General features: G+C 55.9%; 24 protein-coding genes. 6 read left to right on the plus strand and 18 right to left on the minus strand.

Translation table 11 applies throughout. The annotated features are described in order from the left end of the window. Positions 1-728 precede the first annotated feature (728 nt). Complete coding sequence (locus ACOTX1_RS06115; RefSeq protein ID WP_032333284.1) at positions 729-2,012, minus strand: tyrosine-type recombinase/integrase; 1,284 nt, start codon at positions 2,010-2,012, stop codon at positions 729-731. A 217-nt stretch (positions 2,013-2,229) separates the two neighbouring features. On the opposite strand from ACOTX1_RS06115, the gene mutS reads away from it, so the two are divergent. Further along, on the plus strand, positions 2,230-4,791 hold the full coding sequence (mutS, locus tag ACOTX1_RS06120) for a DNA mismatch repair protein MutS (RefSeq protein WP_252055855.1): 2,562 nt from the start codon (positions 2,230-2,232) through the stop codon (positions 4,789-4,791). 90 nt (positions 4,792-4,881) lie between these two features. Here mutS and ACOTX1_RS06125 read toward each other — a convergent pair whose 3' ends face one another. The 3 genes from ACOTX1_RS06125 to ACOTX1_RS06135 are packed head-to-tail and all read right to left on the minus strand — an operon-like array spanning position 4,882 to position 7,133. After that, positions 4,882-5,103, minus strand: a complete 222-nt coding sequence (locus tag ACOTX1_RS06125; protein WP_003862116.1) for a non-oxidative hydroxyarylic acid decarboxylases subunit D — start codon at positions 5,101-5,103, stop codon at positions 4,882-4,884. A 10-nt stretch (positions 5,104-5,113) separates the two neighbouring features. Beyond that, positions 5,114-6,541 carry a non-oxidative hydroxyarylic acid decarboxylases subunit C gene (locus ACOTX1_RS06130; RefSeq protein WP_023314736.1) on the minus strand — a complete coding sequence of 476 codons (1,428 nt, stop codon included), beginning with the start codon at positions 6,539-6,541 and terminating at the stop codon, positions 5,114-5,116. Continuing rightward, positions 6,531-7,133 carry a non-oxidative hydroxyarylic acid decarboxylases subunit B gene (locus tag ACOTX1_RS06135; RefSeq protein WP_003862111.1) on the minus strand — a complete coding sequence of 201 codons (603 nt, stop codon included), beginning with the start codon at positions 7,131-7,133 and terminating at the stop codon, positions 6,531-6,533. The genes ACOTX1_RS06130 and ACOTX1_RS06135 overlap by 11 nt, the downstream gene beginning before the upstream one ends. Positions 7,134-7,306: 173 nt before the next feature. Here ACOTX1_RS06135 and ACOTX1_RS06140 point away from each other — a divergent pair, with 173 nt between their 5' ends. After that, entirely contained in the window at positions 7,307-7,714 is a 408-nt protein-coding gene (locus ACOTX1_RS06140) for a MarR family winged helix-turn-helix transcriptional regulator (protein WP_022651767.1), read from the plus strand. On the opposite strand, the gene ACOTX1_RS06145 is transcribed toward ACOTX1_RS06140, so the two are convergent. After that, entirely contained in the window at positions 7,711-8,598 is an 888-nt protein-coding gene (locus tag ACOTX1_RS06145) for a LysR family transcriptional regulator (RefSeq protein WP_003862107.1), read from the minus strand. The genes ACOTX1_RS06140 and ACOTX1_RS06145 overlap by 4 nt on opposite strands. A 109-nt stretch (positions 8,599-8,707) precedes the next feature. Here ACOTX1_RS06145 and ACOTX1_RS06150 point away from each other — a divergent pair, with 109 nt between their 5' ends. Together ACOTX1_RS06150 and ACOTX1_RS06155 are read left to right on the plus strand one after the other, a co-directional pair. Further along, positions 8,708-9,910: an MFS transporter gene (locus ACOTX1_RS06150; protein WP_023314737.1), complete on the plus strand. Its 1,203-nt coding sequence runs from the start codon at positions 8,708-8,710 to the stop codon at positions 9,908-9,910. Continuing rightward, positions 9,907-10,284, plus strand: a complete 378-nt coding sequence (locus ACOTX1_RS06155) for a DUF4440 domain-containing protein (protein WP_023314738.1) — start codon at positions 9,907-9,909, stop codon at positions 10,282-10,284. Before ACOTX1_RS06150 ends, ACOTX1_RS06155 begins: the two co-directional genes overlap by 4 nt. A 50-nt stretch (positions 10,285-10,334) precedes the next feature. Here ACOTX1_RS06155 and rpoS read toward each other — a convergent pair whose 3' ends face one another. Together rpoS and nlpD are read right to left on the minus strand one after the other, a co-directional pair. Continuing rightward, positions 10,335-11,327: an RNA polymerase sigma factor RpoS gene (gene rpoS / locus ACOTX1_RS06160; protein ID WP_013098493.1), complete on the minus strand. Its 993-nt coding sequence runs from the start codon at positions 11,325-11,327 to the stop codon at positions 10,335-10,337. 59 nt (positions 11,328-11,386) lie between these two features. Next, positions 11,387-12,460 (minus strand): murein hydrolase activator NlpD, encoded by a 1,074-nt coding sequence (gene nlpD / locus ACOTX1_RS06165; RefSeq protein ID WP_306173475.1) that lies wholly within the window; start codon positions 12,458-12,460, stop codon positions 11,387-11,389. Here nlpD and ACOTX1_RS06170 point away from each other — a divergent pair. Beyond that, positions 12,402-12,533 carry a peptidase gene (locus tag ACOTX1_RS06170; protein ID WP_306173474.1) on the plus strand — a complete coding sequence of 44 codons (132 nt, stop codon included), beginning with the start codon at positions 12,402-12,404 and terminating at the stop codon, positions 12,531-12,533. The genes nlpD and ACOTX1_RS06170 overlap by 59 nt on opposite strands. A 94-nt stretch (positions 12,534-12,627) precedes the next feature. On the opposite strand, the gene ACOTX1_RS06175 is transcribed toward ACOTX1_RS06170, so the two are convergent. The 11 genes from ACOTX1_RS06175 to cysG form a co-directional block, all read right to left on the minus strand. Then, complete coding sequence (locus ACOTX1_RS06175) at positions 12,628-13,254, minus strand: protein-L-isoaspartate(D-aspartate) O-methyltransferase (protein ID WP_015571709.1); 627 nt, start codon at positions 13,252-13,254, stop codon at positions 12,628-12,630. After that, positions 13,248-14,009 carry a 5'/3'-nucleotidase SurE gene (gene surE, locus ACOTX1_RS06180; protein ID WP_017382816.1) on the minus strand — a complete coding sequence of 254 codons (762 nt, stop codon included), beginning with the start codon at positions 14,007-14,009 and terminating at the stop codon, positions 13,248-13,250. The genes ACOTX1_RS06175 and surE overlap by 7 nt, the downstream gene beginning before the upstream one ends. Further along, complete coding sequence (gene truD, locus ACOTX1_RS06185; RefSeq protein WP_023314739.1) at positions 13,990-15,039, minus strand: tRNA pseudouridine(13) synthase TruD; 1,050 nt, start codon at positions 15,037-15,039, stop codon at positions 13,990-13,992. Before truD ends, surE begins: the two co-directional genes overlap by 20 nt. Then, entirely contained in the window at positions 15,036-15,515 is a 480-nt protein-coding gene (gene ispF, locus ACOTX1_RS06190) for a 2-C-methyl-D-erythritol 2,4-cyclodiphosphate synthase (protein WP_003862097.1), read from the minus strand. Before ispF ends, truD begins: the two co-directional genes overlap by 4 nt. After that, a complete protein-coding gene (ispD, locus tag ACOTX1_RS06195; RefSeq protein WP_022651774.1) occupies positions 15,515-16,225 on the minus strand; it encodes a 2-C-methyl-D-erythritol 4-phosphate cytidylyltransferase in 711 nt (236 codons plus the stop codon). The genes ispF and ispD overlap by 1 nt, the downstream gene beginning before the upstream one ends. Positions 16,226-16,244: 19 nt before the next feature. After that, entirely contained in the window at positions 16,245-16,556 is a 312-nt protein-coding gene (ftsB, locus tag ACOTX1_RS06200) for a cell division protein FtsB (protein ID WP_003862095.1), read from the minus strand. Between the two features lie 79 nt (positions 16,557-16,635). Beyond that, positions 16,636-16,962 (minus strand): DUF3561 family protein, encoded by a 327-nt coding sequence (locus ACOTX1_RS06205; protein WP_006811767.1) that lies wholly within the window; start codon positions 16,960-16,962, stop codon positions 16,636-16,638. Positions 16,963-17,020: 58 nt separating this feature from the next. Continuing rightward, positions 17,021-17,626 carry an adenylyl-sulfate kinase gene (cysC, locus tag ACOTX1_RS06210; protein WP_023314740.1) on the minus strand — a complete coding sequence of 202 codons (606 nt, stop codon included), beginning with the start codon at positions 17,624-17,626 and terminating at the stop codon, positions 17,021-17,023. After that, positions 17,626-19,050, minus strand: coding sequence for a sulfate adenylyltransferase subunit CysN (gene cysN / locus ACOTX1_RS06215; protein ID WP_023314741.1), 1,425 nt, complete (start codon positions 19,048-19,050; stop codon positions 17,626-17,628). Before cysN ends, cysC begins: the two co-directional genes overlap by 1 nt. A gap of 9 nt (positions 19,051-19,059) precedes the next feature. Continuing rightward, positions 19,060-19,968: a sulfate adenylyltransferase subunit CysD gene (cysD, locus tag ACOTX1_RS06220; RefSeq protein ID WP_006811770.1), complete on the minus strand. Its 909-nt coding sequence runs from the start codon at positions 19,966-19,968 to the stop codon at positions 19,060-19,062. A 9-nt stretch (positions 19,969-19,977) separates the two neighbouring features. Next, the gene (gene cysG / locus ACOTX1_RS06225; protein WP_032634247.1) at positions 19,978-21,336 is read right to left on the minus strand and encodes a siroheme synthase CysG; all 1,359 of its coding nucleotides are present in this window, start codon (positions 21,334-21,336) and stop codon (positions 19,978-19,980) included. 237 nt (positions 21,337-21,573) lie between these two features. Here cysG and ACOTX1_RS06230 point away from each other — a divergent pair, with 237 nt between their 5' ends. After that, a complete protein-coding gene (locus ACOTX1_RS06230) occupies positions 21,574-22,617 on the plus strand; it encodes an aminopeptidase (RefSeq protein WP_059288120.1) in 1,044 nt (347 codons plus the stop codon). The last annotated feature ends 263 nt before the right edge of the window (positions 22,618-22,880 follow it).

The following is a 22,880-nucleotide window of genomic DNA, read 5'->3' on the forward strand; positions in this document are numbered from 1 at the left end:
CAACTCTTACAGTCTGCTGTGAGCAAAAATTGCACATTTCTAACAGCCTTCCGTGTGAATCAACGAGGAGCAGGTCACTGGCACAGAGGGGACGTTTAACCCCGTCCGGCCTCCGCTGAATTGGCTGCCAATTCCGTCCGGTCGTACCTGCCTGAGCCGTCTACTTCAGTAAAAACTGAATCAGCATAGCAAACATATATACTGTCGCTGCAATTTGTATTGTTCGCACTCCCCATCTGAGATATCGCCATTTATGACGTTCTCTGGCATCGGCTTCTTCAATGGTGGATTCAGTATGCTTTCTTCTCTTTGTCCTGAATGGATCAATTACCCATAGGGCAAGAATAAAGAGAACGATTGTTTTCTGAAGTATGGGATGATCCACGAAGAGTGACTCCGGCCTGCTCGCTGATACAATCAGAATAGATGAACAATCCCGAAATAATCAACACTAAATGTATGGCAATTATTTATTTTCGTCCTGGCTGGATTTTGTGACCTGCTCCCAACAAATTAACATAGCACAATGTAAGCAAGTTCTGCTTTTGGCACGAAGCGGACTTGTTAACTGGGTTGGAGATCCGCTTTGAGCGAGAAGTGGGCCTTCGGTTATATCATTTCCTTTGTGCAAATAGTTATCATCACAATCGCAATCTGTGAGTGATTATACCAAGCGGATGGCAACACCAGTTACAACGTGGCAAATACGCCACAGCCCCCTGATGTAATTAATCCAGAAGGGTATCTAAATAATCAGCCCATATCTGCAACCATTTTTTACACTCAGCATCATATTTATATAGATTATAAATACCTTCTACCCCGCCTTTGGTATGCCCAAGAACAGCCTCAGCGACTTCATTAGGGCATTGTAACCGTGATAACCCTGTTCGTACCGTCCGCCTTAAATCATGTGGCCTCCAACCGGGTATATCTAGCATTTTTCCTGATTCCCGCATACGCCAAGCGTTCTCAGTGAGATATTTCTGCTGTATTGGCAACTTCGTACGGGATGAAGGGAACAAATAAGCATCGGAATTGAGTCGTAAAACCTTTAAAAAATCAATGGCCTGATTAGGTAGCTGCACATAGCGTTCAATGCCTGTTTTTGTTTCACGTAGGTGTATTGTCCCCTTTTCAAGGTCAACATCCTTCCATGCCATATTGCAGACTTCACCGGTACGACACCCGGTCCAGAGAGTCAGACGTAACACGTTTTTGATCGTTGGCGTGTAAGCCGAACCCGGAAGCCATTTAAGGAATTTTGCAAGCTCGTCCTCGCTCAGTACTCGTGTTCCACGTCCGTTTGTGAGCTTGATTCTGGTCTGTCGTAAGCTGGATTTTGCTAACAGCGCCGGATTCGCGAAATTATCATCAAATCGCCCAAGGCCGATTGCAAATTCATATGCGAGTGAAAGCTCCCTCAGTACATTCCCAGCCTGTACGGTTGCACCTCGAGCTACAATGTTATTGATTAAATTAATGACATCCTGGCGCGTAATCTCAGCAGCATTCCGGGTTCCTAAGCTTTTAACAGCGTCACCATAGAGAGTACGACGAACCTCAGCCTGCCCTTTCGGCTTTCTGGCACCGGGAATGACCTTCCCGTCCTTCGTTTTACGATCCTCAATACGTTCGGTAAGATACAGTTCAACCAATCCCTGTACGGTCAATTCAGGGATCTTAGCCTGTTCAGCTTCAATCGCACGCTGGAGCTTATCTTGTTTGAGTTCAGTCGCAGGGCACCGACCTTCCTGTCGGAGGAGCTTTAATTCGTGGAGTTTGAGACGTGCAGCAGCTAGAGAAGTCTGCGGAAAGTTACCAATTTTAACCTGAGCAAGCTTGCCAGTCAGAGGACTTGTGTAACGGTAGAAAAAAGACTTAACCCCAGTTGCACCGCAGGAGACACGTAAGCCACGATTTTCGCCTACATCAGCCTTATCTTTGTCGCCAGGCTTCATCATTTCTACCGCTTTAAACGAAAGTGGCTTTCCCTCTTGTTTTCCTACCATAAAGACTCCGTTATCATGCACCTTATGCAGTCATGAACATAAATGTAGGTTGCACTGTGTGTGCCCATATTTTACCAAGTCACAGGTTGGCAAGCTACACTTTAACCTACATTTAAATGTAGGATTTCATGATATTCGATGAGACATAGTGAAACCTAACGATAACCACAAAAACCACTAACTCATTAAAAATTAAGAAAACGGACATCACAAACCGATGAGTACAATAGAAAATCTAGACTCTCACACCCCAATGATGCAGCAGTACCTGAAGCTGAAAGCGCAGCATCCGGAAATCCTGCTCTTTTACCGTATGGGCGATTTTTATGAGCTTTTTTATGATGATGCGAAACGTGCGTCTCAGCTGCTCGACATTTCCCTGACGAAACGTGGCGCGTCGGCAGGCGAGCCCATCCCGATGGCGGGTATCCCGCATCACGCGGTTGAAAACTATCTGGCGAAGCTGGTGAACCAGGGCGAGTCTGTCGCTATCTGCGAACAAATTGGTGACCCGGCCACATCGAAAGGCCCTGTTGAGCGCAAGGTCGTACGCATCGTCACGCCGGGAACCATCAGCGATGAGGCCCTGCTTCAGGAGCGCCAGGATAACCTGCTGGCGGCGATCTGGCAGGATGGTAAAGGGTTTGGCTACGCCACGCTGGATATCAGCTCCGGTCGTTTTCGCCTGAGTGAACCGGCTGACCGTGAAACCATGGCGGCTGAACTACAGCGCACTAATCCGGCAGAACTGCTTTATGCAGAGGATTTCGCCGAGATGGCGCTGATTGAAGGTCGCCGCGGCCTGCGTCGTCGTCCACTGTGGGAGTTCGAAATTGATACCGCGCGCCAGCAGTTGAACCTGCAATTTGGCACGCGCGATTTGATTGGCTTTGGCGTGGAAAACGCCCCGCGCGGGCTGTGTGCCGCAGGCTGCCTGTTGCAGTACGTTAAGGATACGCAACGTACCGCCCTGCCCCATATTCGTTCCATCACCATGGAGCGTCAGCAGGACAGCATCATCATGGATGCCGCCACGCGCCGCAACCTGGAGATCACGCAGAACCTCGCTGGCGGCATGGAAAATACGCTGGCGTCGGTTCTTGACAGCACGGTTACCCCCATGGGCAGCCGTATGCTCAAACGCTGGCTGCATATGCCGATCCGCAATACCGAAACGCTGATTGGCCGCCAGCAAACCATTGCCGCATTGCAGGATCGTTATACCGAATTGCAGCCGGTGCTGCGTCAGGTGGGTGATCTTGAGCGTATCCTGGCGCGCCTGGCCTTGCGCACCGCGCGTCCACGCGATCTCGCCCGTATGCGGCATGCGTTCCAGCAGTTGCCGGAACTGCGCGCTCAGCTGGGAGAGATCGACAGCGCGCCAGTGCAAAAGCTGCGCGAAACCATGGGCGAATTTACCGAGCTTCGCGAACTGCTGGAACGCGCCATCATTGATGCGCCGCCTGTTCTGGTGCGGGATGGCGGGGTTATTGCTCCGGGTTACAACGAAGAGCTGGACGAATGGCGTGCGCTGGCCGATGGCGCGACGGATTATCTGGATAAGCTGGAAATCCGCGAGCGTGAACGTCTGGGGCTCGACACCCTGAAAGTCGGCTACAACGCGGTACACGGTTACTATATCCAGATCAGCCGTGGGCAGAGCCACCTGGCCCCGATTCACTACGTTCGCCGCCAGACGCTGAAAAATGCCGAGCGCTACATTATACCCGAGCTGAAAGAGTACGAAGACAAAGTGCTCACGTCGAAAGGTAAAGCGCTGGCGCTGGAGAAACAGCTGTATGACGAGCTGTTCGACATCCTGATGCCGCACCTGGCTGACCTGCAACTGAGCGCCGCTGCGCTGGCCGAGCTGGATGTCCTGGTAAACCTGGCTGAGCGCGCCGACACGCTGAATTACACCTGTCCGACCTTTACTGACAAACCCGGCATTCGCATTACCGAAGGCCGCCACCCGGTGGTTGAGCAGGTGCTGAACGAGCCGTTTATTGCCAACCCGTTGAACCTGTCACCGCAGCGAAGAATGCTGATCATTACCGGCCCCAACATGGGCGGTAAAAGTACCTATATGCGCCAGACAGCCCTTATCGCGCTGCTCGCCTACATCGGCAGCTACGTTCCAGCGCAGAAGGTTGAGATTGGCCCTATCGACCGTATCTTCACCCGTGTGGGTGCGGCGGACGATCTGGCGAGCGGTCGCTCTACCTTTATGGTCGAGATGACCGAAACCGCCAACATTCTGCATAACGCGACAGAGAACAGTCTGGTGTTGATGGACGAAGTAGGACGCGGTACCTCCACCTATGACGGCCTGTCTCTGGCCTGGGCGTGCGCGGAAAGTCTGGCAAATAAAATCAAGGCGCTGACGCTGTTCGCAACGCACTATTTCGAACTGACACAGCTGCCAGAGAAAATGGAAGGCGTGGCTAACGTCCACCTTGATGCGCTTGAGCACGGCGACACCATCGCCTTTATGCACACGGTGCAGGACGGCGCGGCAAGCAAGAGCTATGGCCTGGCCGTCGCCGCGCTGGCGGGCGTGCCAAAAGAGGTGATTAAGCGCGCGCGTCAGAAATTGCGTGAGCTGGAAAGTTTGTCACCGAATGCGGCAGCTACGCAGATAGATGGTACGCAGATGTCACTGCTGGCGGTGCCGGAAGAGACCTCTCCGGCGGTAGAAGCGCTGGAGAACCTCGACCCGGATTCACTGACGCCGCGTCAGGCGCTGGAGTGGATTTATCGGTTGAAGAGTCTGGTTTAGTTTTCTGCGGTCTTTTGCCCGGTGGCGGCTTCGCCTTACCCGGCCTACAAAACCCGTAGGCCCGGTATGCGTAGCGCCACCGGGCTTTTTTTACAGCAGCGGCGGGATCGTCGGCACCTGCGGTGCTTCATCAATATCCTTCTGGGTCATGCGGAACGCTTCCGGGTAATGCTCGCGGCTGGTACGGCGCAACGGTTCGGTATCGCGCCAGGTATACAGACAGTGCTGACACTGATATACCGTCCAGACACCTTTCACCGGTGATGTTGCCATCACTTCAATATGTTCATCGGCACAACGTGGACAAATCATTTTTTCCTCCTTATTGACGTGCCGCCAGCATCGCGGTCAGTTTTTCGGCCCAGGCTTTGGTTTCAGGGAGATCCTGTACCGGCTGGCTGTAGTGACCACGGTTGTCCGGGGCAACCGGGGTGGTGGCATCAATGATCAGCTTGTCAGTGATCCCCGCCGGGCTGGAGCCGGGGTCAAGCTCGAGCACAGACATATTCGGTAGCTGCACCAGATCGCCTGCCGGATTGACCTTTGATGACAGCGCCCACATCACCTGCGGCAGGTTAAACGGATCGACGTCTTCATCCACCATAATCACCATTTTCACGTAACCCAGACCGTGTGGCGTGGTCATGGCTCGGAGGCCGACCGCACGGGCAAAACCGCCGTAACGCTTTTTAGTGGAGATAATCGCCAGCAAACCGTGGGTGTACATGGCGTTTACCGCCTGCACTTCCGGGAATTCCGACTTTAGCTGCTGATAGAGCGGTACGCAGGTGGCGGGCCCCATCAGATAATCAATCTCGGTCCACGGCATGCCGAGGTAAAGGGATTCGAAAATGGGTTTGGTGCGGTAAGAGACTTTATCAATGCGTACAACCGTCATATTGCGTCCGCCGGAGTAGTGTCCGGTAAACTCACCGAATGGCCCTTCAATTTCACGTTTCCGGCCTTCAATCACCCCTTCGAGGATCACTTCCGACCCCCACGGCACATCGAAACCGGTCAGTGGAGCCGTCGCAATCGGATACGGGCTTTCGCGTAGCGCACCGGCCATCTCATACTCGGATTGATCGTATTTCAGCGGCGTGGCGCCCATCAGGGTGATGATCGGATCGTTACCCAGCGTAATGGCAATAGGCAGGTCTTCGCCGCGCTCTTCTGCCTTATGCAGATGCAGCGCGATATCATGCATCGGCACCGGTTGCAGGCCGAGCTTACGCTTGCCCTTCACTTCCATACGGTAGATCCCGACGTTCTGTTTGCCGAAGTGATCGGGGTCGAGCGGATCGCGGGAGACAACGCACGCTTTATCGAGATAAAAGCCTCCGTCACCGTCGTTCAGGCGGAACAGCGGCAGAATGTCGAACAGGTTGATGTCTTCCCCGTCCACCGTGTTCTGCGCCCAGGCCGGATTTGCACGACGCTCTGGCGAGACGGGGAATTTGTCCCAGCGACGAATAAACTCGTCGATCTGTTTTTTCACCGGGGTATTCGCTGGCAGCCCCATCGAAATAGCGTGGTTTTGCCACGAGCCGATAGTGTTCATCACCACACGGGCATCGGTGAAGCCGCGAATATTATCGAACCACAGCGCAGGCGCACCATCGCCAATGCGTCCGGTCGCGTTGGCGGCCGCCGCCAGATCCGGCTCGGCGTTAACCTCTTCCTCAATTTTCAGCAGTTGCCCTTGCTCATCGAGCGCCTGCAGGAAGCTTCTCAAATCATCAAATGCCATCTTTATTCTCCTGTGAAAAATGTTTCGCTGCCTGCAAACCTTCCCAGCGTCGGGCTTTTTTATGCTCCAGACCAAACTGGTCGAGAACACGGGTCACGATATGCTGGGTAATGTCATCGGCGGTTTGCGGGTGGTTGTAGTACGCAGGCATAGGCGGCACCATCGCCACGCCCATACGGGAAAGAGCAAGCATGTTCTCGAGATGGATGGTGCTGAGCGGCGTCTCACGGGGAACCAGCACCAGCTTGCGCCCCTCTTTCAACACTACGTCTGCCGCACGCCCTACCAGCCCTTCGGCGTAGCCCGCGCGGATACCCGCCAGCGTTTTCATGCTGCACGGGATGACGATCATGCCGTCGGTGCGAAACGAGCCGGAGGAGATGGTGGCAGCCTGATCGGCCGGGCTATGGACGACATCCGCCAGTGCAGCAACGTCATGCGCAGTGAAGGGCGTTTCCAGCTCAATCGTGGTTTTTGCCCACTTCGACATCACCAGGTGCGTTTCCACCTCCGGCATTTCCCGCAGCGCCTGTAACAACGCCACGCCTAATGGCGCACCCGTCGCGCCCGTCATTCCCACAATCAATCTCATTCAGCACCTCAATTAATTTGTTCGTATACGAACATATTAATTAAACTACGCCTTGATCCTGCTGCTGACAAGATCGTTCGCATACGATCACACTAATCGCTAAAAAACTCTCGCGTTAAAATTCAGCCCAAGAGCGGCTATCATAGAGGGAGTATTTTTCCGTCGGAGTGTCCATGGAGTTAAGACAAGAAGCTTTCCACCTGCTACGTCAGCTTTTTCAACAGCATACCGCCCAGTGGCAGCACGCATTGCCTGAACTGACCAAGCCACAATATGCGGTGATGCGGTCAATTGCTGAAAATCCTGGTATTGAGCAGGTTGCCCTGACTGAAGTCGCGGTGAGCACCAAAGCGACGCTGGCAGAAATGCTGAGCCGCATGGAAGCACGCGGCCTGGTCAGGCGCGAGCACGATCCGGCAGACAAACGCCGTCGGTTTGTCTTTCTGACTGCCGAAGGAGAGGCCCTGCTTGAGAGCAGTAAACCGATTGGAAATGAGGTGGATGAGGCATTTCTGGGGCGCCTTAACGGCGCGGAACGAGAGCAATTTTCAGCGCTCATTAAAAAAATGATGCAGGGTTAAGTCACCCTGACGCGCATAAAATCAATAAATGTTCGCACTTTCGCGGGCACATGCCGGGCATCGGGATAAACGGCATAGATGCCCTGCTGAGCAAACGTGTATGCCGGTAACAGCGAGACCAGTTCCCCCGCATCCAGTGCGTTACGCACCAGCCACTCCGGCAGCAGCGCCACTCCACATCCCGCGAGGGCAAAAGCCATCAGCGCCTGGGCGCTGTCTGCATACAGGCGCGGCGCTTTCTTGATCTCAAAGGAAACCGGATGTCCATCAACACCTCTCACCTGCCAGCGCAGCGGCGACGTTAAACGCTCGTGAATGATCCAGTCCGCTTCCGCCAGTTGTTCCAGCGAGTCAACCGGATGGTTTGCCAGCCAGCCTGGCGTTGCCACGGGCAGGATGGTGAAGGAGGTCATCAACGCGGCGTGGTAGCGCGAATCTGCAAGCGTGCCGAGCCGGATAGCGACATCGAAGCGCTCGGCGATAAGATCGGCATGCAAAGAGGACGAGACATGCCGCACGCGAAGGTCCGGGTGCAACTGGCTAAATTCAGCCAGCAAAGGCACCACCACCTGCGAGCCATATTCGGGCGTGGTGGTGATCCGCAGTTCTCCCGTCAGCCCGGCGTGGTTGGCGCGAACGTCATCCTGCAATCGCTCTGCATCCCGTAACAGCATCACGCTTCGTTGATGAAAGAGCTTCCCCGCCTCGGTCAGCGTCAGGCGTCGGGTGGTTCGCAGCAACAGGGTGACGCCCAGCTCCTCTTCAAGCTGACGAATATGAAAGCTGACCACCGCTTTTGTCAGCCCCATCGCCTCCGCTGCGGCGGTGAAACTGCCGGTGTCCGCTACGGCGATAAACATCGCCGTACGCTGTAAATTAAGCATCGCTTGCCTGGTTAACTGTCAAAATAATGTTGACAGTATATCGTGCTTTGTCGCGTTTATCCGTAACGCGCGGGCCGATACGATACGCCACCTCACCGGAGGAACTTCCATGACGTATCGCAGCAAAATCGCCGTCGTCTTTCTGCTCGGCTTTTTCCTTGATTTGATAAACATGTTTATTGCCAGCGTCGCCTTTCCGGCGATGGCTCTCGCTTTCAATACCACACCTTCCGCGCTTGCCTGGGTAAGTAACGGATACATTGCCGGGCTAACGCTAGTCATCCCTTTCAGCAGTATCCTGACGCGCCGCGTCGGGCCGAAGCGCGTTATCCTGCTCTCACTGCTTCTCTTTAGCGCGGCCTCCGTTGCGGCGGGTCTCTCATCTTCGCTGGAAAGTCTGATTGCCTGGCGAGTTGTACAGGGCGCCGGAGGGGGTTTACTGATCCCGGTTGGTCAGGCGCTGACCTGGCAACAGTTTAAGCCTCATGAGCGGGCCAGACTCTCCTCGGCGGTGATGCTGGTCGCACTGCTTGCCCCCGCGTGCTCACCGGCTGTGGGCGGTATGCTGGTTCAGACATTCAGCTGGCGCTGGATATTTTTTGCCACCCTGCCCGTCGTCATTGTCACCTTTGCTTTGGCCTGCGCGTGGCTTAAAACAGAACCGCCGCCGATAACCCCCACCAGGACAGTAAACCTGTCTTTGCTGACGGATCCGCTGTTGCGCTTATCCATGCTTATCTATGTGTGCGTACCCGGCATTTTTATCGGCGTGAACGTAACGGGCATGTATTACCTCCAGAGCGAGGCCAATATGACACCCGCCGCAACGGGCATGCTTATGCTGCCGTGGTCTGTGGCTTCGTTTTTGGCTATCACCGCGACAGGACGCTATTTCAACCGTATCGGCCCCCGGCCGCTGGTGGTCATCGGTTGCCTTTTGCAGGCGACGGGCATTCTGCTTTTAGTTAACGTCGGCCCGGCAATGCTGCTACCTGCCGTTGCGTTTGCGCTGATGGGCGCGGGGGGAAGCCTTTGCAGCAGTACGGCTCAGAGCAGCGCGTTTTTGACGATGCGGCCGGAAAATATGCCTGATGCCAGCGCGCTATGGAATCTCAATCGTCAGTTGAGCTTTTTTGCGGGCGCTCTGCTGCTGGCGCAGGCGCTGAGCTTCATGCAGGATTATCTCGCGCCGCTGGCCGCCTGGCACGGGATGTTTGTTTTTGCCGCAGTCATCACTCTACTGCCCGTACTGTACGTCTACCGTCTTAACAACACGCAGTTACTTGCGCAACTGCAACAGGAGCAACCATGACCCATTTCGAACAAGAGATCCTCGACATTCACGTCGCCCTTGAAAACTGGTTAGGTGCAGGCGAAGGCGATCGGGACGCCCTGCTCGCCCGTTTCCGTCCGGATTTTCTGATGGTTCCACCGAGTGGCAACCCGTTAGATCATCACGCGCTTGCCCAATTTTTAAATGCGCAGCGGGGAACCCGACCCGGGCTCAGGATCGGTATTGATGCGTTAACAACGCTTCAGACATGGGACAACGGCGCGGTGCTCCATTACCGGGAGACGCAAACCCGGCCAGGCCAGCCCGTCAACGTGCGCTGGTCAACCGCGGTGCTTAATCAGGAAGGGGATAACATCACCTGGCGTTTGCTGCACGAAACGGCGCAGCCGTAAGGCATAAAAAAGGCCCGTCTCACGACGGGCCTTTTCTGACGAATGGTTGCTTACTCGCGGAACAGCGCTTCGATATTCAGACCTTGCCCTTGCAGGATTTCACGCAGGCGGCGTAGGCCTTCAACCTGAATCTGACGAACACGTTCACGGGTCAGGCCAATCTCACGGCCGACATCTTCCAGTGTCGCAGCTTCATACCCCAGTAAACCGAAACGACGTGCCAGCACTTCACGCTGTTTGGCGTTCAGTTCGAACAGCCATTTGACGATGCTCTGTTTCATGTCATCGTCCTGCGTGGTGTCTTCCGGGCCGTTGTCTTTTTCATCGGCCAGGATGTCCAGCAGCGCTTTTTCGGAGTCACCACCCAGCGGGGTGTCAACCGAGGTAATGCGCTCGTTGAGACGCAGCATACGGCTTACGTCATCAACCGGTTTGTCGAGTTGCTCTGCAATCTCTTCCGCACTTGGCTCGTGGTCCAGTTTATGGGACAACTCGCGCGCGGTACGCAGATAAACATTCAACTCTTTGACGATGTGGATCGGCAGTCGAATCGTACGGGTCTGGTTCATAATAGCCCGTTCGATGGTCTGACGAATCCACCAGGTCGCGTAGGTTGAGAAACGGAACCCGCGTTCCGGGTCAAACTTCTCAACTGCGCGGATGAGACCTAAGTTGCCCTCTTCAATCAGATCCAGCAGAGCCAGACCACGATTGCCGTAACGGCGGGCAATTTTCACGACCAGTCGCAGGTTACTTTCGATCATGCGACGACGCGAGGCAACATCACCACGCAAAGCACGACGTGCGAAATAGACTTCTTCTTCGGCCGTTAGCAGTGGGGAGTAACCAATCTCCCCAAGGTAAAGCTGAGTCGCGTCCAGCACACGCTGTGTGGCACCCTGCGATAACAGCTCTTCTTCAGCCAAATCGTTATCACTGGGTTCCTCTTCTACTAAGGCTTTTTCGTCAAAAGCCTCTGCTCCGTTCTCATCAAATTCCGCGTCTTCATTTAAATCATGAACTTTCAGCGTATTCTGACTCATAAGGTGGCTCCTACCCGTGATCCCTGGACGAGACACCCTGGCTGGCATGCCCCGTCAATTTATCGCTGCGGTAAATATTGCAGCGGGTTTACGGATTTCCCCTTGTAACGAATTTCAAAATGCAAGCGTGTAGAACTGGTTCCGGTGCTACCCATGGTAGCGATTTTTTGCCCCGCCTTAACTTCTTGTTGTTCCCGGACCAGCATTGTGTCGTTATGGGCGTAGGCACTCAGGTAATCATCATTATGTTTGATGATAATAAGATTACCGTAACCGCGCAGTGCGTTACCGGCATAGACAACGCGTCCGTCTGCGGTCGCGATGATTGCCTGTCCTTTACTGCCTGCGATATCGATCCCTTTGTTGCCCCCCTCAGAGGTAGCGAAGTTCTCGATGATCTTGCCGTCAGTTGGCCAACGCCAGGTGGTAATTGACGAGCTGGCATTCTGACTGCTTGCAGTCGGTACAGTAGAGCTAACCACAGGTGCCGTAGTCGGTGCTGTGACAACAGTCGCAGTACCTTTATTATTCGGCAACATTTTGTTAGCACTCTGATCACCTGAATCCTCAGAATACGTAATTACAGGTTGTGAAGCAACCACCGTGGTGGTTTTTTGTGCAGGGGTGACGCTGTTATTTTGCGCAGTTACGTCGGCTGCTGAAACGGTGTTGCCTGGCGTAAGCGGTGTCCCCGTCGCGTTGCCAACCTGAAGCGTTTGCCCGACTTCCAGAGCATACGGGGCCTGGACGTTGTTTCGCTGTGCCAGATCGCGGAAATCGTTCCCGGTGATCCAGGCAATATAGAACAGCGTATCGCCGCGCTTCACGGTATAGGTACTGCCGCCGGTATAGCTACCTTTCGGAATGTTCCCATACTTGCGGTTATACACTATGCGGCCATTTTCAGTCTGAACAGGCTGTTCCACTGGCTGTATCTGCGTAGGCTGCGTAACTGGACGCTGAACCGGCTGGATCTGCGGCGTTTGCTGCGCCGTTGAGGTACCCATTTTAGGCGGAGGGGTAATCAACATTCCGCTGGACGTGTTACCCGAGCCGCTGGTTCCATTAACGGAACTGACGGGCGCAGGCGCGTTATTTGAACTTGTACAGCCTGCCAGCCAGAGCGAAACCAGTGATAATGCCGCAACACGGCTGATGGTGAATTTTGGGCTTCCCGCGCTCATTTATCCCCCAGGAATGTGTTAACTACCAGTGACTTAAAAATAACCGTGATGGCACGAACCTATCGCGCCACACCATACGCTGAATTTGCCTTAATAACCCTGGAAAAATCCGAGTCTCAGGCCAGCTCGCCCTTAACCAGGGGCACAAAGCGTACGGCTTCCACGGTATCGATAATAAACTCGCCGCCGCGTCGACGAACGCGCTTTAAAAGCTGCTGCTCATCGCCGACGGGCAAAACAAGAATGCCGCCCTCGTCCAGCTGCGAGAGAAGTGCAGCGGGGATTTCAGGTGGCGCTGCCGTGACAATGATGGCGTCAAACGGGGCGCGAGCCTGCCAACCCTGCCATCCATCGCCGTGGCGTGTCGATACATTATGTAAATCAAGCTGTTTCAGGCGACGGCGCGCCTGCCACTGCAACCCTTTAATCCGTTCCACGGAACAGACATGGTGCACAAGGTGGGCCAGGATCGCGGTCTGATACCCTGAACCGGTGCCAATTTCCAGCACCCGGGAGTCTGGCGTTAACTCCAGAAGCTCCGTCATACGCGCCACCATGTAGGGCTGCGAAATCGTCTGGCCTTGCCCGATGGGCAGCGCCACGTTTTCCCACGCTTTGTGTTCAAACGCCTCATCTACAAACTTCTCACGGGGAACCTGGGCAAGCGCATCCAGCACCTGCTCGTTGGCAATCCCCTGTGCGCGTAATTGTTCCAGAAGAGTTTGTACACGTTTACTTACCATTGCGCGTTCACTCCGACCCGATCTAACCAGTCCGACACCACATCATGCGCGCTATAAGCGGTTAAATCTACGTGCAACGGCGTAACGGAAACGTAACCCTCATCCACCGCAGCAAAGTCGGTGTCTGGCCCGGCATCGCATTTATCTCCCGGCGGGCCGATCCAGTACAGGGTATTGCCGCGGGGATCCTGCTGGGGAATAACCTGATCGGCCGGGTGGCGACTGCCGCAGCGCGTCACGCGGATCCCTTTAATCTCGTCCAGTGGTAGATCCGGCACGTTAATATTAAGGATACGTCCGGTACGCAGTGGCTCGCGGCCAAGCGCACGGAGAATGGAGCAGGTCACCGCGGCGGCAGTGTCATAGTGGGTGTGGCCGTTTAACGAGACCGCCAGCGCCGGGAAACCCAGGTGACGCCCTTCCATCGCCGCGGCCACGGTGCCGGAGTAAATCACATCATCGCCAAGATTTGGCCCGGCATTGATGCCGGAGACCACAACATCCGGCCGAGGGCGCATCAGCGCATTTACGCCCAAAAACACGCAGTCGGTCGGCGTCCCCATCTGGACGGCAATATCGCCATTCTCAAAGGTAAAGGTGCGAAGTGAAGACTCCAGCGTCAATGAGTTAGACGCGCCACTGCGGTTACGATCGGGAGCCACGACCTGCACATCCGCAAATTCGCGGAGGTGTTTCGCCAGCGTCTGAATACCTGGCGCATGGATCCCGTCATCGTTACTCAGCAATATTCGCATAATCACCCGACGTGTTGATAAGTTCCCTGACAACACTGGTGGCAAAGCTACCTGCCGGCAGCCAGAAGCGTAACTCGACGGTTACGTCATCCCACCAGTTCCAGCTCAGCTGTTGCGGGTAGAGGAGCATCGCACGGCGCGCCGCCTCGACCTTTTCCCGCACCAGCAACGATTGTAATTCTGGCGCATCCGCCACCGCTGACTGCTCAGCGGCCAGCGCCTCGCCCTGGGTTCCCCAGTCGCCTAAACCCGGCAAGGCGGCGGTAATCATCAGCGTTTTAGCGTCCACGCGCGACTGGACATCGGCCATCTCATCGGCCGTTGCCACAAACCAGCTTCCGCGTCCCGCTAATTGTAGCGCATCGCCGACAACAACTTGATTCGCGTCCGGTTTTTTCAGCCGTTCGCTCACAATCTGATTAAACAACGCACTGCGGGCCGCCGACAACCAAAAACTGCGTTTATTACGATCGCGCACCGGTGCACCGCTTTGCGCCCAGCGCAGCGCGCCCAGCAGGTTGCTGCCACCAATGCCAAAGCGCTGTGCGCCGAAATAGTTTGGCACGCCGCGTTCGTTAATGGCCTTCAGGCGTTTTTCAACGTCTTCGCGTTCGGTCACTTCACGCAACACCAGAGTAAAGGCATTGCCTTTTAACGCTCCCAGACGCAATTTGCGTTTATGGCGGGCGTACTCCAGTACCTTACAGCCCTCAAGCTCAAATTTGCTTAAATCGGGCATGCCGTTGCCGGGCACGCGGGCGCAAAGCCACTGTTCGGTCACGGCATGTTTATCTTTTTGACCGGCAAAGCTCACTTCGCGGGCGTGAATATTGAGGAATTTTGCCAGCGCGTCCGCCACGAAGCGGGTGTTGCAGCCGTTTTTCAGAATGCGCACCAGGATGTGCTCGCCTTCGCCGTCCGGCTCAAAACCGAGATCTTCCACTACCACGAAATCTTCAGGGTTGGCTTTCAGCAGCCCCTTGCCCTGCGGTTCACCGTGCAGATACGTCAGGTTGTCGAAATCCGTCATTTGGCCGCCTTCACCAGCAGCGCCACGGCTTCACAGGCAATGCCTTCGCCACGACCAGTAAAGCCCAGCTTCTCCGTGGTGGTCGCTTTGACGTTGACGTCGTCCATATGGCAACCCAGATCTTCAGCGATAAACACGCGCATCTGAGGGATGTGCGGCAGCATCTTCGGTGCCTGAGCAATGATCGTCACATCAACGTTGCCAAGGGTGTAGCCTTTGGCCTGAATACGACGCCAGGCTTCGCGCAGCAGTTCGCGGCTGTCTGCGCCTTTAAAAGCAGGATCGGTGTCCGGGAACAGTTTGCCAATGTCGCCCAGCGCGGCGGCACCCAGCAGCGCGTCGGTCAGCGCATGCAGCGCCACGTCGCCATCAGAATGCGCCAGCAGACCTTTTTCGTATGGAATGCGCACGCCGCCAATGATAATTGGGCCAACGCCGCCAAAGGCGTGTACATCAAAACCGTGTCCAATACGCATTATGCCTTCTCCTGAGGGGTCGTACGGGTAAGATAAAATTCCGCGAGCTGTAAGTCTTCCGGGCGCGTCACTTTTATATTATCAGCGCGCCCTTCAACAAGCGTGGGGTGGAAACCGCAATACTCCAGCGCCGAGGCTTCGTCCGTAATGGTCGCACCTTCTTTAAGCGCACGCGTTAAGCAGTCGTGGAGTAATTCGCGGGGGAAAAATTGTGGCGTCAGCGCGTGCCATAGATCGACGCGCTCGACGGTGTGGGCAATCGCCGGTTTACCCGGTTCGGCACGCTTCATGGTGTCACGCACCGGGGCGGCCAGAATGCCGCCCACGTTACTGGTTTCACTCAGGGCCAGCAGACGCGACAGATCGTCGTGATGCAGACAGGGACGCGCGGCATCGTGCACCAGCACCCACTGCGCGTTCCCGGCAGCCTGAATGCCCGCCAGAACGGAGTCAGCCCGCTCTGCGCCGCCGTCAACGACGGTAATCTGAGGGTGATTCGCCAGCGGGAGCTGGGCAAAACGTGCATCGCCGGGGCTGATGGCAATAACAACGCGTTTCACCCGAGAATGCGCCAGCAGCGCCGCCACGGCGTGCTCGAGGATCGTTTTATCGCCAATTGAGAGGTACTGCTTAGGACATTCTGTCTGCATGCGCCGGCCAAAACCTGCGGCCGGCACCACGGCACAGACGTCCGAAAAAGTTGCTGCCATGTCGTAATCCTGGGCCTGATTATCGATTGTTTTGTGCGGAGCCCTGATTGCGTTTAGACGCATCCGGAACCAGGCGATAAAACGTTTCGCCCGGCTTAGTCATACTGAGTTCATTGCGCGCGCGCTCCTCAATCGCCTCCTGGCCGCCATTGAGGTCATCAATTTCAGCAAAAAGTTGATCGTTACGCGCTTTAAGTTTGGCGTTTGTCGCCTGCTGTGCCGCGACGTCATCGCTCACCCGGCTGTAGTCGTGCAGTCCGTTTTTGCCGAACCACAGCGAATATTGCAGCCAGACCAGCAAAGCCAGCAACAGCAGCGTTAGTTTACCCATCCTGCCCCCTGAAAAAACGGCATCATCATCCCATAACTTTCCGCTGGACTCTACTGCGGGGTTCTAATTATGCCGTAAGTTAGCCCATCAGCCATAAAAACAGCAGGCCAAAGATGACCACAACGGTGGCGATAGTGATGAGCGTACTATACAGAAGCTTGCCGTTGAAAAGGGAGTGCAGCGCCACGCCCACAACCACCGCAACGGGCATCAGCGCCAAAAAGAAAGGCCAGGTATAGAGGAAGAAAAAGAGGGTGTTACCACCGTAGATCAAAAACGGGATACCCAGCGCCAGTAGCCACGATACGAAGCCGACTATCGCCCCAGGGAAGGACCAGGTCGTCTCGTCGTCGGTCGTTAACGGTTCCGACCCGGTGGTAATCATGTAGTTTTCACTGTTGCGCATAGCTAATCCTGTGACCGTGACTCATCGCTCGGGAAGACAGCTCCCGAACGATACCGTCTCAGGATCTGATAATATCGTCCCGTCTGAGCAGGTCTAATAATTGGCTTACTAAATTTGTTACCAATTGTTGACCTTCCAGATGAATCTCAGGGGATTCAGGCGCTTCGTAAACGGAGTCAATGCCGGTGAAGTTTCGCAGCTCTCCCGCGCGGGCTTTTTTGTAAAGCCCTTTAGGATCGCGCGCTTCGCAGATTGCCAGCGGGGTATCCACAAACACTTCAATAAAGCGATTCTGCCCCACGCGCTCACGCACCATCTGACGTTCGGCGCGGTGCGGTGAGATAAACGCCGTCAGCACCACCAGCCCGGCATCCGCCATCAGGCTGGCGACTTCCCCCACCCGACGAATGTTCTCTTTACGATCTTCATCGCTGAACCCTAAATCGCTGCACAGGCCGTGACGCACGTTGTCGCCGTCCAGCAGGTAGGTGCTCACCCCCTGCTGATGCAGCGCCTCTTCCAGTGCGCCTGCCACCGTGGATTTACCGGAGCCAGACAGCCCGGTAAACCACAGCACAACCCCACGGTGACCATGGAGCTGTTCGCGCTGGGCGACGGTGACCGGATGAGGATGCCAGACGACGTTCTCATCATGGGTGGCCATCACTTGCCTCCCAGCAGATCGCGTGCGCCCCAGTGCGGGAAGTGCTTACGCACCAGCGCGTTCAGTTCCAGCTCGAAGGCGCTGAACTCAGACGTCACGCTCGCCTGCGCGTCAGGCTCGCGCACCATGCCGGCACCGACGGTAACGTTCGTCAGGCGGTCAATGAAGATGAGCCCGCCCGTAACAGGATTCTGCTGATACGGATCCAGCACCAGCGGCTCGTCGAAGGTCATATCCACCAGACCGATGCCGTTCAGCGGCAGCTCGCTCACGTCACGGTGGGTCAGGTTGTTGATGTCCACCTGGAACTGAATGCCGTCCACGCGGGCGCGGGTTTTCTTGCCGGCGATTTTAATGTCATAGCTCTGGCCTGCGGTCAGCGGCTGTTCCGCCATCCACACCACGTCCACGGATGCGCCCTGCACCGCCGCCAGCGTTTCCTGCGCGTCGACCAGAAGGTCGCCGCGGCTGATATCAATTTCGTCTTTCAGTACCAGGGTTACCGCTTCACCTGCTCCGGCTTCGTCCAGATCGCCATCAAAGGTGACGATTCGGGCAATGGCCGATTCCACACCGGACGGCAGCACCTTCACGCGCTGGCCCACCTTCACCGCGCCGGACGCAATGGTGCCCGAGAAGCCGCGGAAATCGAGGTTCGGACGGTTCACGTACTGCACCGGGAAGCGCATCGGCTGGGTATCAACCACGCGCTGAATTTCAACGGTTTCCAGCACTTCCAGCAGCGTCGGGCCGCTGTACCACGGCATGTTCCCGCTCTGAGAGGCGACGTTATCCCCTTCCAGCGCCGACAGCGGCACAAAGCGAATATCGAGGTTGCCCGGCAGCTGTTCAGCAAAGGTCAGGTAGCTTTGACGGATCTCGTCGAATCGCGCTTCGCTGTAGTCCACCAGATCCATTTTGTTTACTGCCACCACCAGGTGTTTGATCCCCAGCAGCGTAGAGATAAAGCTGTGACGACGAGTCTGATCCAGCACACCTTTACGGGCGTCGATCAGCAGGATCGCCAGGTCACAGGTGGACGCGCCGGTCGCCATGTTACGGGTGTACTGCTCGTGCCCCGGGGTGTCGGCGATAATAAATTTGCGCTTTTCGGTAGAGAAGTAGCGATAGGCGACATCAATGGTAATGCCCTGCTCGCGCTCCGCCTGCAAGCCGTCCACCAGCAGCGCCAGGTCGAGTTTTTCGCCCTGGGTGCCGTGGCGTTTGCTGTCATTGTGCAGGGAAGAGAGCTGATCTTCGTAGATCTGGCGCGTGTCGTGCAGCAGACGACCAATCAGGGTACTTTTCCCGTCATCCACGCTGCCGCAGGTCAGGAAACGCAGCAGGCTTTTGTACTGTTGGGCGTGCAGATAAGCTTCTACGCCGCCTTCATCGGCAATTTGTTGGGCAATAGTCGTATTCATGGCGGCTCCTTAGAAATAACCCTGACGTTTCTTCAGCTCCATGGAGCCTGCCTGGTCGCGGTCAATCACGCGGCCCTGTCGCTCACTGGTGGTCGACACCAGCATCTCCTCGATGATCTCCGGCAACGTCTGCGCACTGGATTCCACCGCGCCGGTCAACGGCCAGCAGCCGAGAGTACGGAAACGGACCATCTGTTTTTTGATCACTTCGCCCGGCTGTAAATCAATGCGATCGTCGTCGATCATCATCAGCATGCCGTCGCGCTCCAGCACCGGGCGCTCGGCCGCCAGATACAGCGGAACGATCTCAATATTTTCCAGATAGATGTACTGCCAGATATCCAGCTCGGTCCAGTTGGAGAGCGGGAAGACGCGAATACTTTCGCCCTTGTTGATCTGGCCGTTGTAGTTGTGCCACAGCTCCGGACGCTGGTTTTTCGGGTCCCAGCGGTGGAAGCGGTCGCGGAAAGAGTAGATACGCTCTTTGGCGCGGGATTTCTCTTCGTCACGGCGCGCGCCGCCGAAGGCCGCATCAAAACCGTATTTATTCAGCGCCTGCTTCAGCCCTTCGGTTTTCATGATGTCGGTATGCTTGGCGCTGCCGTGCACGAACGGGTTGATACCCATCGCCACCCCTTCCGGGTTTTTGTGCACCAGCAGCTCGCAGCCGTAGGCTTTGGCGGTACGGTCACGAAACTCGTACATCTCGCGGAATTTCCAGCCGGTATCCACGTGCAGCAGCGGGAACGGCAGCGTACCCGGATAAAACGCTTTACGCGCCAGGTGCAGCATGACGCTGGAATCTTTACCGATGGAGTACATCATCACCGGGTTAGAAAACTCGGCGGCCACTTCGCGGATAATGTGGATACTTTCCGCTTCGAGCTGCCGCAGGTGAGTAAGTCGTTTTTGGTCCATAACCGTTCCTTAAGCCAAATTTATAACAGAAGCGCCAAAGCCTTCTGTGTCGGTTGTGTGTTGGAACCAGGCGAGCGTGCTGTGCAGCTGCACCACTTCTCCCACCACAATCAGGGCGGGCATTGGGGCGTCTTTCGCCAGGGTTGCAAGGTCTTGTAAGGTGCCGATGGCGACATGCTGATCGACGCGTGTCCCGCGGGAGATCACCGCTACCGGCGTCGTCGCATCGCGACCGTGCTGAATAAGCTGTTCGCTGATGTCAGCCGCTTTCATCGTGCCCATATAAATCGCCAGCGTTTGTCGGCTCTGGGCGAGATGCGACCAGTCAAACGGCGTGCTGTCGGCTTTATAGTGCCCGGTCACAAAGGTCACGCTCTGGGCGTAATCGCGATGGGTCAGCGGAATACCGGCGTAGGCCGTGACGGCAGACGCCGCCGTAATGCCGGGAACCACCTGGAACGGGACGCCCGCTTCGGCTGCCGCCTGCAACTCCTCGCCACCACGACCGAAGATAAACGGATCGCCCCCTTTCAGGCGCACCACGGTTTTGCCCGCTTTCGCAGCGGCAATCAGCATTTGATTGGTGTCGTGCTGCGGCACGGAGTGCTCGCCGGCACGTTTGCCGACGCAGATTTGCTCCGCGTCACGGCGGATCAGCTCGCGAATACCGTCGGTGACCAGGTGGTCGTAGAACACGACATCCGCATCCTGAAGAACCTGGAGGCCACGCAGCGTGAGCAGCCCGGCATCGCCCGGCCCGGCGCCCACCAGAATGATCTCCCCGCCCGTACTGCCGGGGTTATCCAGTTCGTCTTCGAGGATTTGTTGCGCCGCCGTCTCGTTACCGGCCTGCATCAGGCTGGCAAAACGGCCGCGAAACACACGCTCCCAGAAGCGACGGCGTTCCGTCACGCTGGTCAGACGCGTTTTCAGATGGTTGCGCCAGTAGCTGGCCTTCTCCGCCATGCGTCCGAGGCTGGTCGGCAGCAGCGCTTCGATTTTTTCTCTCAGCACGCGCGCCAGCACCGGGGCGGTGCCGCCGGAGGAGATCGCCACCAGCAGCGGCGAGCGGTCGACAATCGACGGGAAGATAAATGAACATAACGGCTGGTCGTCTACCACGTTCACCAGGCGGTGACGGGCCTGGGCTGCGTCGGAGATTCGGCTGTTGAGCGCCCGATCTTCGGTTGCCGCAATCACCAGTACCACGCTGTCAATCTGAGACTCTGCAAAATCCGCCTCTGCAACGATCTGCACCTGCGCCCCGGCGCGTTGCAGGAAGGCGATTTTGCGATCGGCAATTTCACCCGTCCCGACAACCAATACCGGTCGGTCTTTTAAGGCAGCAAAAAGGGGGAGATAGTCCACAGGCAACAACTCACTAACAACCATGAATAAAGGGACTATAGGGGGCGGCTTAGATCGAATGAAATTACGAATTGGAATGAGTAGTTACTCAATGGAATAACGCCGTGGAAAAGCAAATATCAAAAAGTGCTTAACACGCGAAATTTCGGGCATTTAAGAGCAATTCAAATTGTGTCTACCCGATCACAGTTTCATACTATGCGGGTTAAAATTTTGCTCTGTTTTTAAGGACTCACTATGTTTTCCGCAATGCGCCACCGATTCGTTGCCCTGGCGCTCGGCGTTTGCTTTATCCTTCCGGCTCAGGCAAAAAATCCATCTTACGGTGAAATAGCCAGTATGCAGGCGCGGCATATTGCGACGGTCTTTCCGGGCCGTATGACCGGAACCCCAGCCGAGATGCTCTCGGCAGACTATATTCGTCAGCAGTTTGCGGATATGGGCTATGAAAGCGACATTCGCGCTTTCCACAGCCGCTACATCTATACCACTCGCAATAAAACGCAAAACTGGCATAACGTAACTGGCAGCACGGTTATTGCGGCGCACGAAGGAAAGGCGGCTGAGCAGATTATTATTATGGCGCACCTTAATACCTACACGCCGTTGAGCGATGCCGATGTCGATAATAATCTCGGCGGGCTGACGCTTCAGGGACTGGATGATAATGCGGCGGGTCTGGGCGTGATGCTTGAGCTGGCCGAACGCCTGAAGAATATTCCGACGAAATACAGCATTCGCTTTGTTGCGACCAGCGGCGAAGAAGAAGGAAAACTCGGCGCTGAGAATCTCCTTAAGCGCATGAGCGCTGAGGAGAAGAAAAATACGTTGCTGGTGATTAACCTCGATAATCTGATTGTGGGGGATAAGCTCTATTTTAATAGCGGACAGAGCACGCCGAGCAGCGTACGTAAACTCACCCGCGACCGCGCGCTGGCGCTTGCCCGCACGCATGGCGTCTATGCCGCGACAAATCCGGGCGGTAACCCGGAGTATCCTAAAGGCACAGGCTGCTGTAATGACGGTGAAGTGTTTGATAAGGCGGGCATTCCGGTGCTGTACGTCGAGGCGACGAACTGGGCGCTGGGCAAAAAAGATGGCTATCAGCAGCGCAGCAAATCGAAAGCGTTCCCGGACGGGACCAGCTGGCATGATGTGCGGCTGGATAATCAGCAGCACATTGATAAAGCGCTGCCGCAGCGGATTGAGCACCGCAGCCGGGATGTCGTGAAAGTGATGCTGCCGCTGGTGAAGGAGCTGGCGAAAGCGGGGAAAGCCTGAGGCCGTTAAGCATAGTGCGGCCTGACGCCCTCACCCCACCCCCACGGGGCTGAGGGTTCCCCACAAAATAATGCCTGCACAGACGGCCCCCTCTCCCTTGAGGGAGAGGGCTGGGGTGAGGGGGAACATACGGCTCTGGTGGTCATTCCGTTCACTTTATGTTCCTTGCTACTCTGTCACGACATGACCGGTGAACGTGCCAGGGTGGCTCAGTCGCCACCACCCTGGCGACCCGGGCTTCCGGCGGAAAATCGCCGCTTCGC

Origin of the sequence: Enterobacter cloacae complex sp. IR5401 (genome assembly GCF_049238425.1) — a bacterium.
GTDB lineage: Bacteria > Pseudomonadota > Gammaproteobacteria > Enterobacterales > Enterobacteriaceae > Enterobacter > Enterobacter hormaechei_C.

Excerpts from the sequence above, each read along its gene's own strand:
- ispD (WP_022651774.1), bottom strand. The coding sequence starts at position 16,225 with ATGGCAGCAACTTTTTCGGACGTCTGTGCCGTGGTGCCGGCCGCAGGT.
- ACOTX1_RS06155 (WP_023314738.1), top strand. The coding sequence starts at position 9,907 with ATGACCCATTTCGAACAAGAGATCCTCGACATTCACGTCGCCCTTGAA.
- ACOTX1_RS06150 (WP_023314737.1), top strand. The coding sequence starts at position 8,708 with ATGACGTATCGCAGCAAAATCGCCGTCGTCTTTCTGCTCGGCTTTTTC.
- rpoS (WP_013098493.1), bottom strand. The coding sequence starts at position 11,327 with ATGAGTCAGAATACGCTGAAAGTTCATGATTTAAATGAAGACGCGGAA.
- ispF (WP_003862097.1), bottom strand. The coding sequence starts at position 15,515 with ATGCGTATTGGACACGGTTTTGATGTACACGCCTTTGGCGGCGTTGGC.
- ACOTX1_RS06130 (WP_023314736.1), bottom strand. The coding sequence starts at position 6,541 with ATGGCATTTGATGATTTGAGAAGCTTCCTGCAGGCGCTCGATGAGCAA.
- cysC (WP_023314740.1), bottom strand. The coding sequence starts at position 17,626 with ATGGCCACCCATGATGAGAACGTCGTCTGGCATCCTCATCCGGTCACC.
- ACOTX1_RS06125 (WP_003862116.1), bottom strand. The coding sequence starts at position 5,103 with ATGATTTGTCCACGTTGTGCCGATGAACATATTGAAGTGATGGCAACA.
- ACOTX1_RS06115 (WP_032333284.1), bottom strand. The coding sequence starts at position 2,012 with ATGGTAGGAAAACAAGAGGGAAAGCCACTTTCGTTTAAAGCGGTAGAA.
- ACOTX1_RS06230 (WP_059288120.1), top strand. The coding sequence starts at position 21,574 with ATGTTTTCCGCAATGCGCCACCGATTCGTTGCCCTGGCGCTCGGCGTT.
- ACOTX1_RS06175 (WP_015571709.1), bottom strand. The coding sequence starts at position 13,254 with ATGGTAAGTAAACGTGTACAAACTCTTCTGGAACAATTACGCGCACAG.
- ACOTX1_RS06205 (WP_006811767.1), bottom strand. The coding sequence starts at position 16,962 with ATGCGCAACAGTGAAAACTACATGATTACCACCGGGTCGGAACCGTTA.
- ACOTX1_RS06140 (WP_022651767.1), top strand. The coding sequence starts at position 7,307 with ATGGAGTTAAGACAAGAAGCTTTCCACCTGCTACGTCAGCTTTTTCAA.
- ACOTX1_RS06145 (WP_003862107.1), bottom strand. The coding sequence starts at position 8,598 with ATGCTTAATTTACAGCGTACGGCGATGTTTATCGCCGTAGCGGACACC.
- cysD (WP_006811770.1), bottom strand. The coding sequence starts at position 19,968 with ATGGACCAAAAACGACTTACTCACCTGCGGCAGCTCGAAGCGGAAAGT.
- surE (WP_017382816.1), bottom strand. The coding sequence starts at position 14,009 with ATGCGAATATTGCTGAGTAACGATGACGGGATCCATGCGCCAGGTATT.
- mutS (WP_252055855.1), top strand. The coding sequence starts at position 2,230 with ATGAGTACAATAGAAAATCTAGACTCTCACACCCCAATGATGCAGCAG.
- ftsB (WP_003862095.1), bottom strand. The coding sequence starts at position 16,556 with ATGGGTAAACTAACGCTGCTGTTGCTGGCTTTGCTGGTCTGGCTGCAA.
- ACOTX1_RS06135 (WP_003862111.1), bottom strand. The coding sequence starts at position 7,133 with ATGAGATTGATTGTGGGAATGACGGGCGCGACGGGTGCGCCATTAGGC.
- truD (WP_023314739.1), bottom strand. The coding sequence starts at position 15,039 with ATGACGGATTTCGACAACCTGACGTATCTGCACGGTGAACCGCAGGGC.
- cysN (WP_023314741.1), bottom strand. The coding sequence starts at position 19,050 with ATGAATACGACTATTGCCCAACAAATTGCCGATGAAGGCGGCGTAGAA.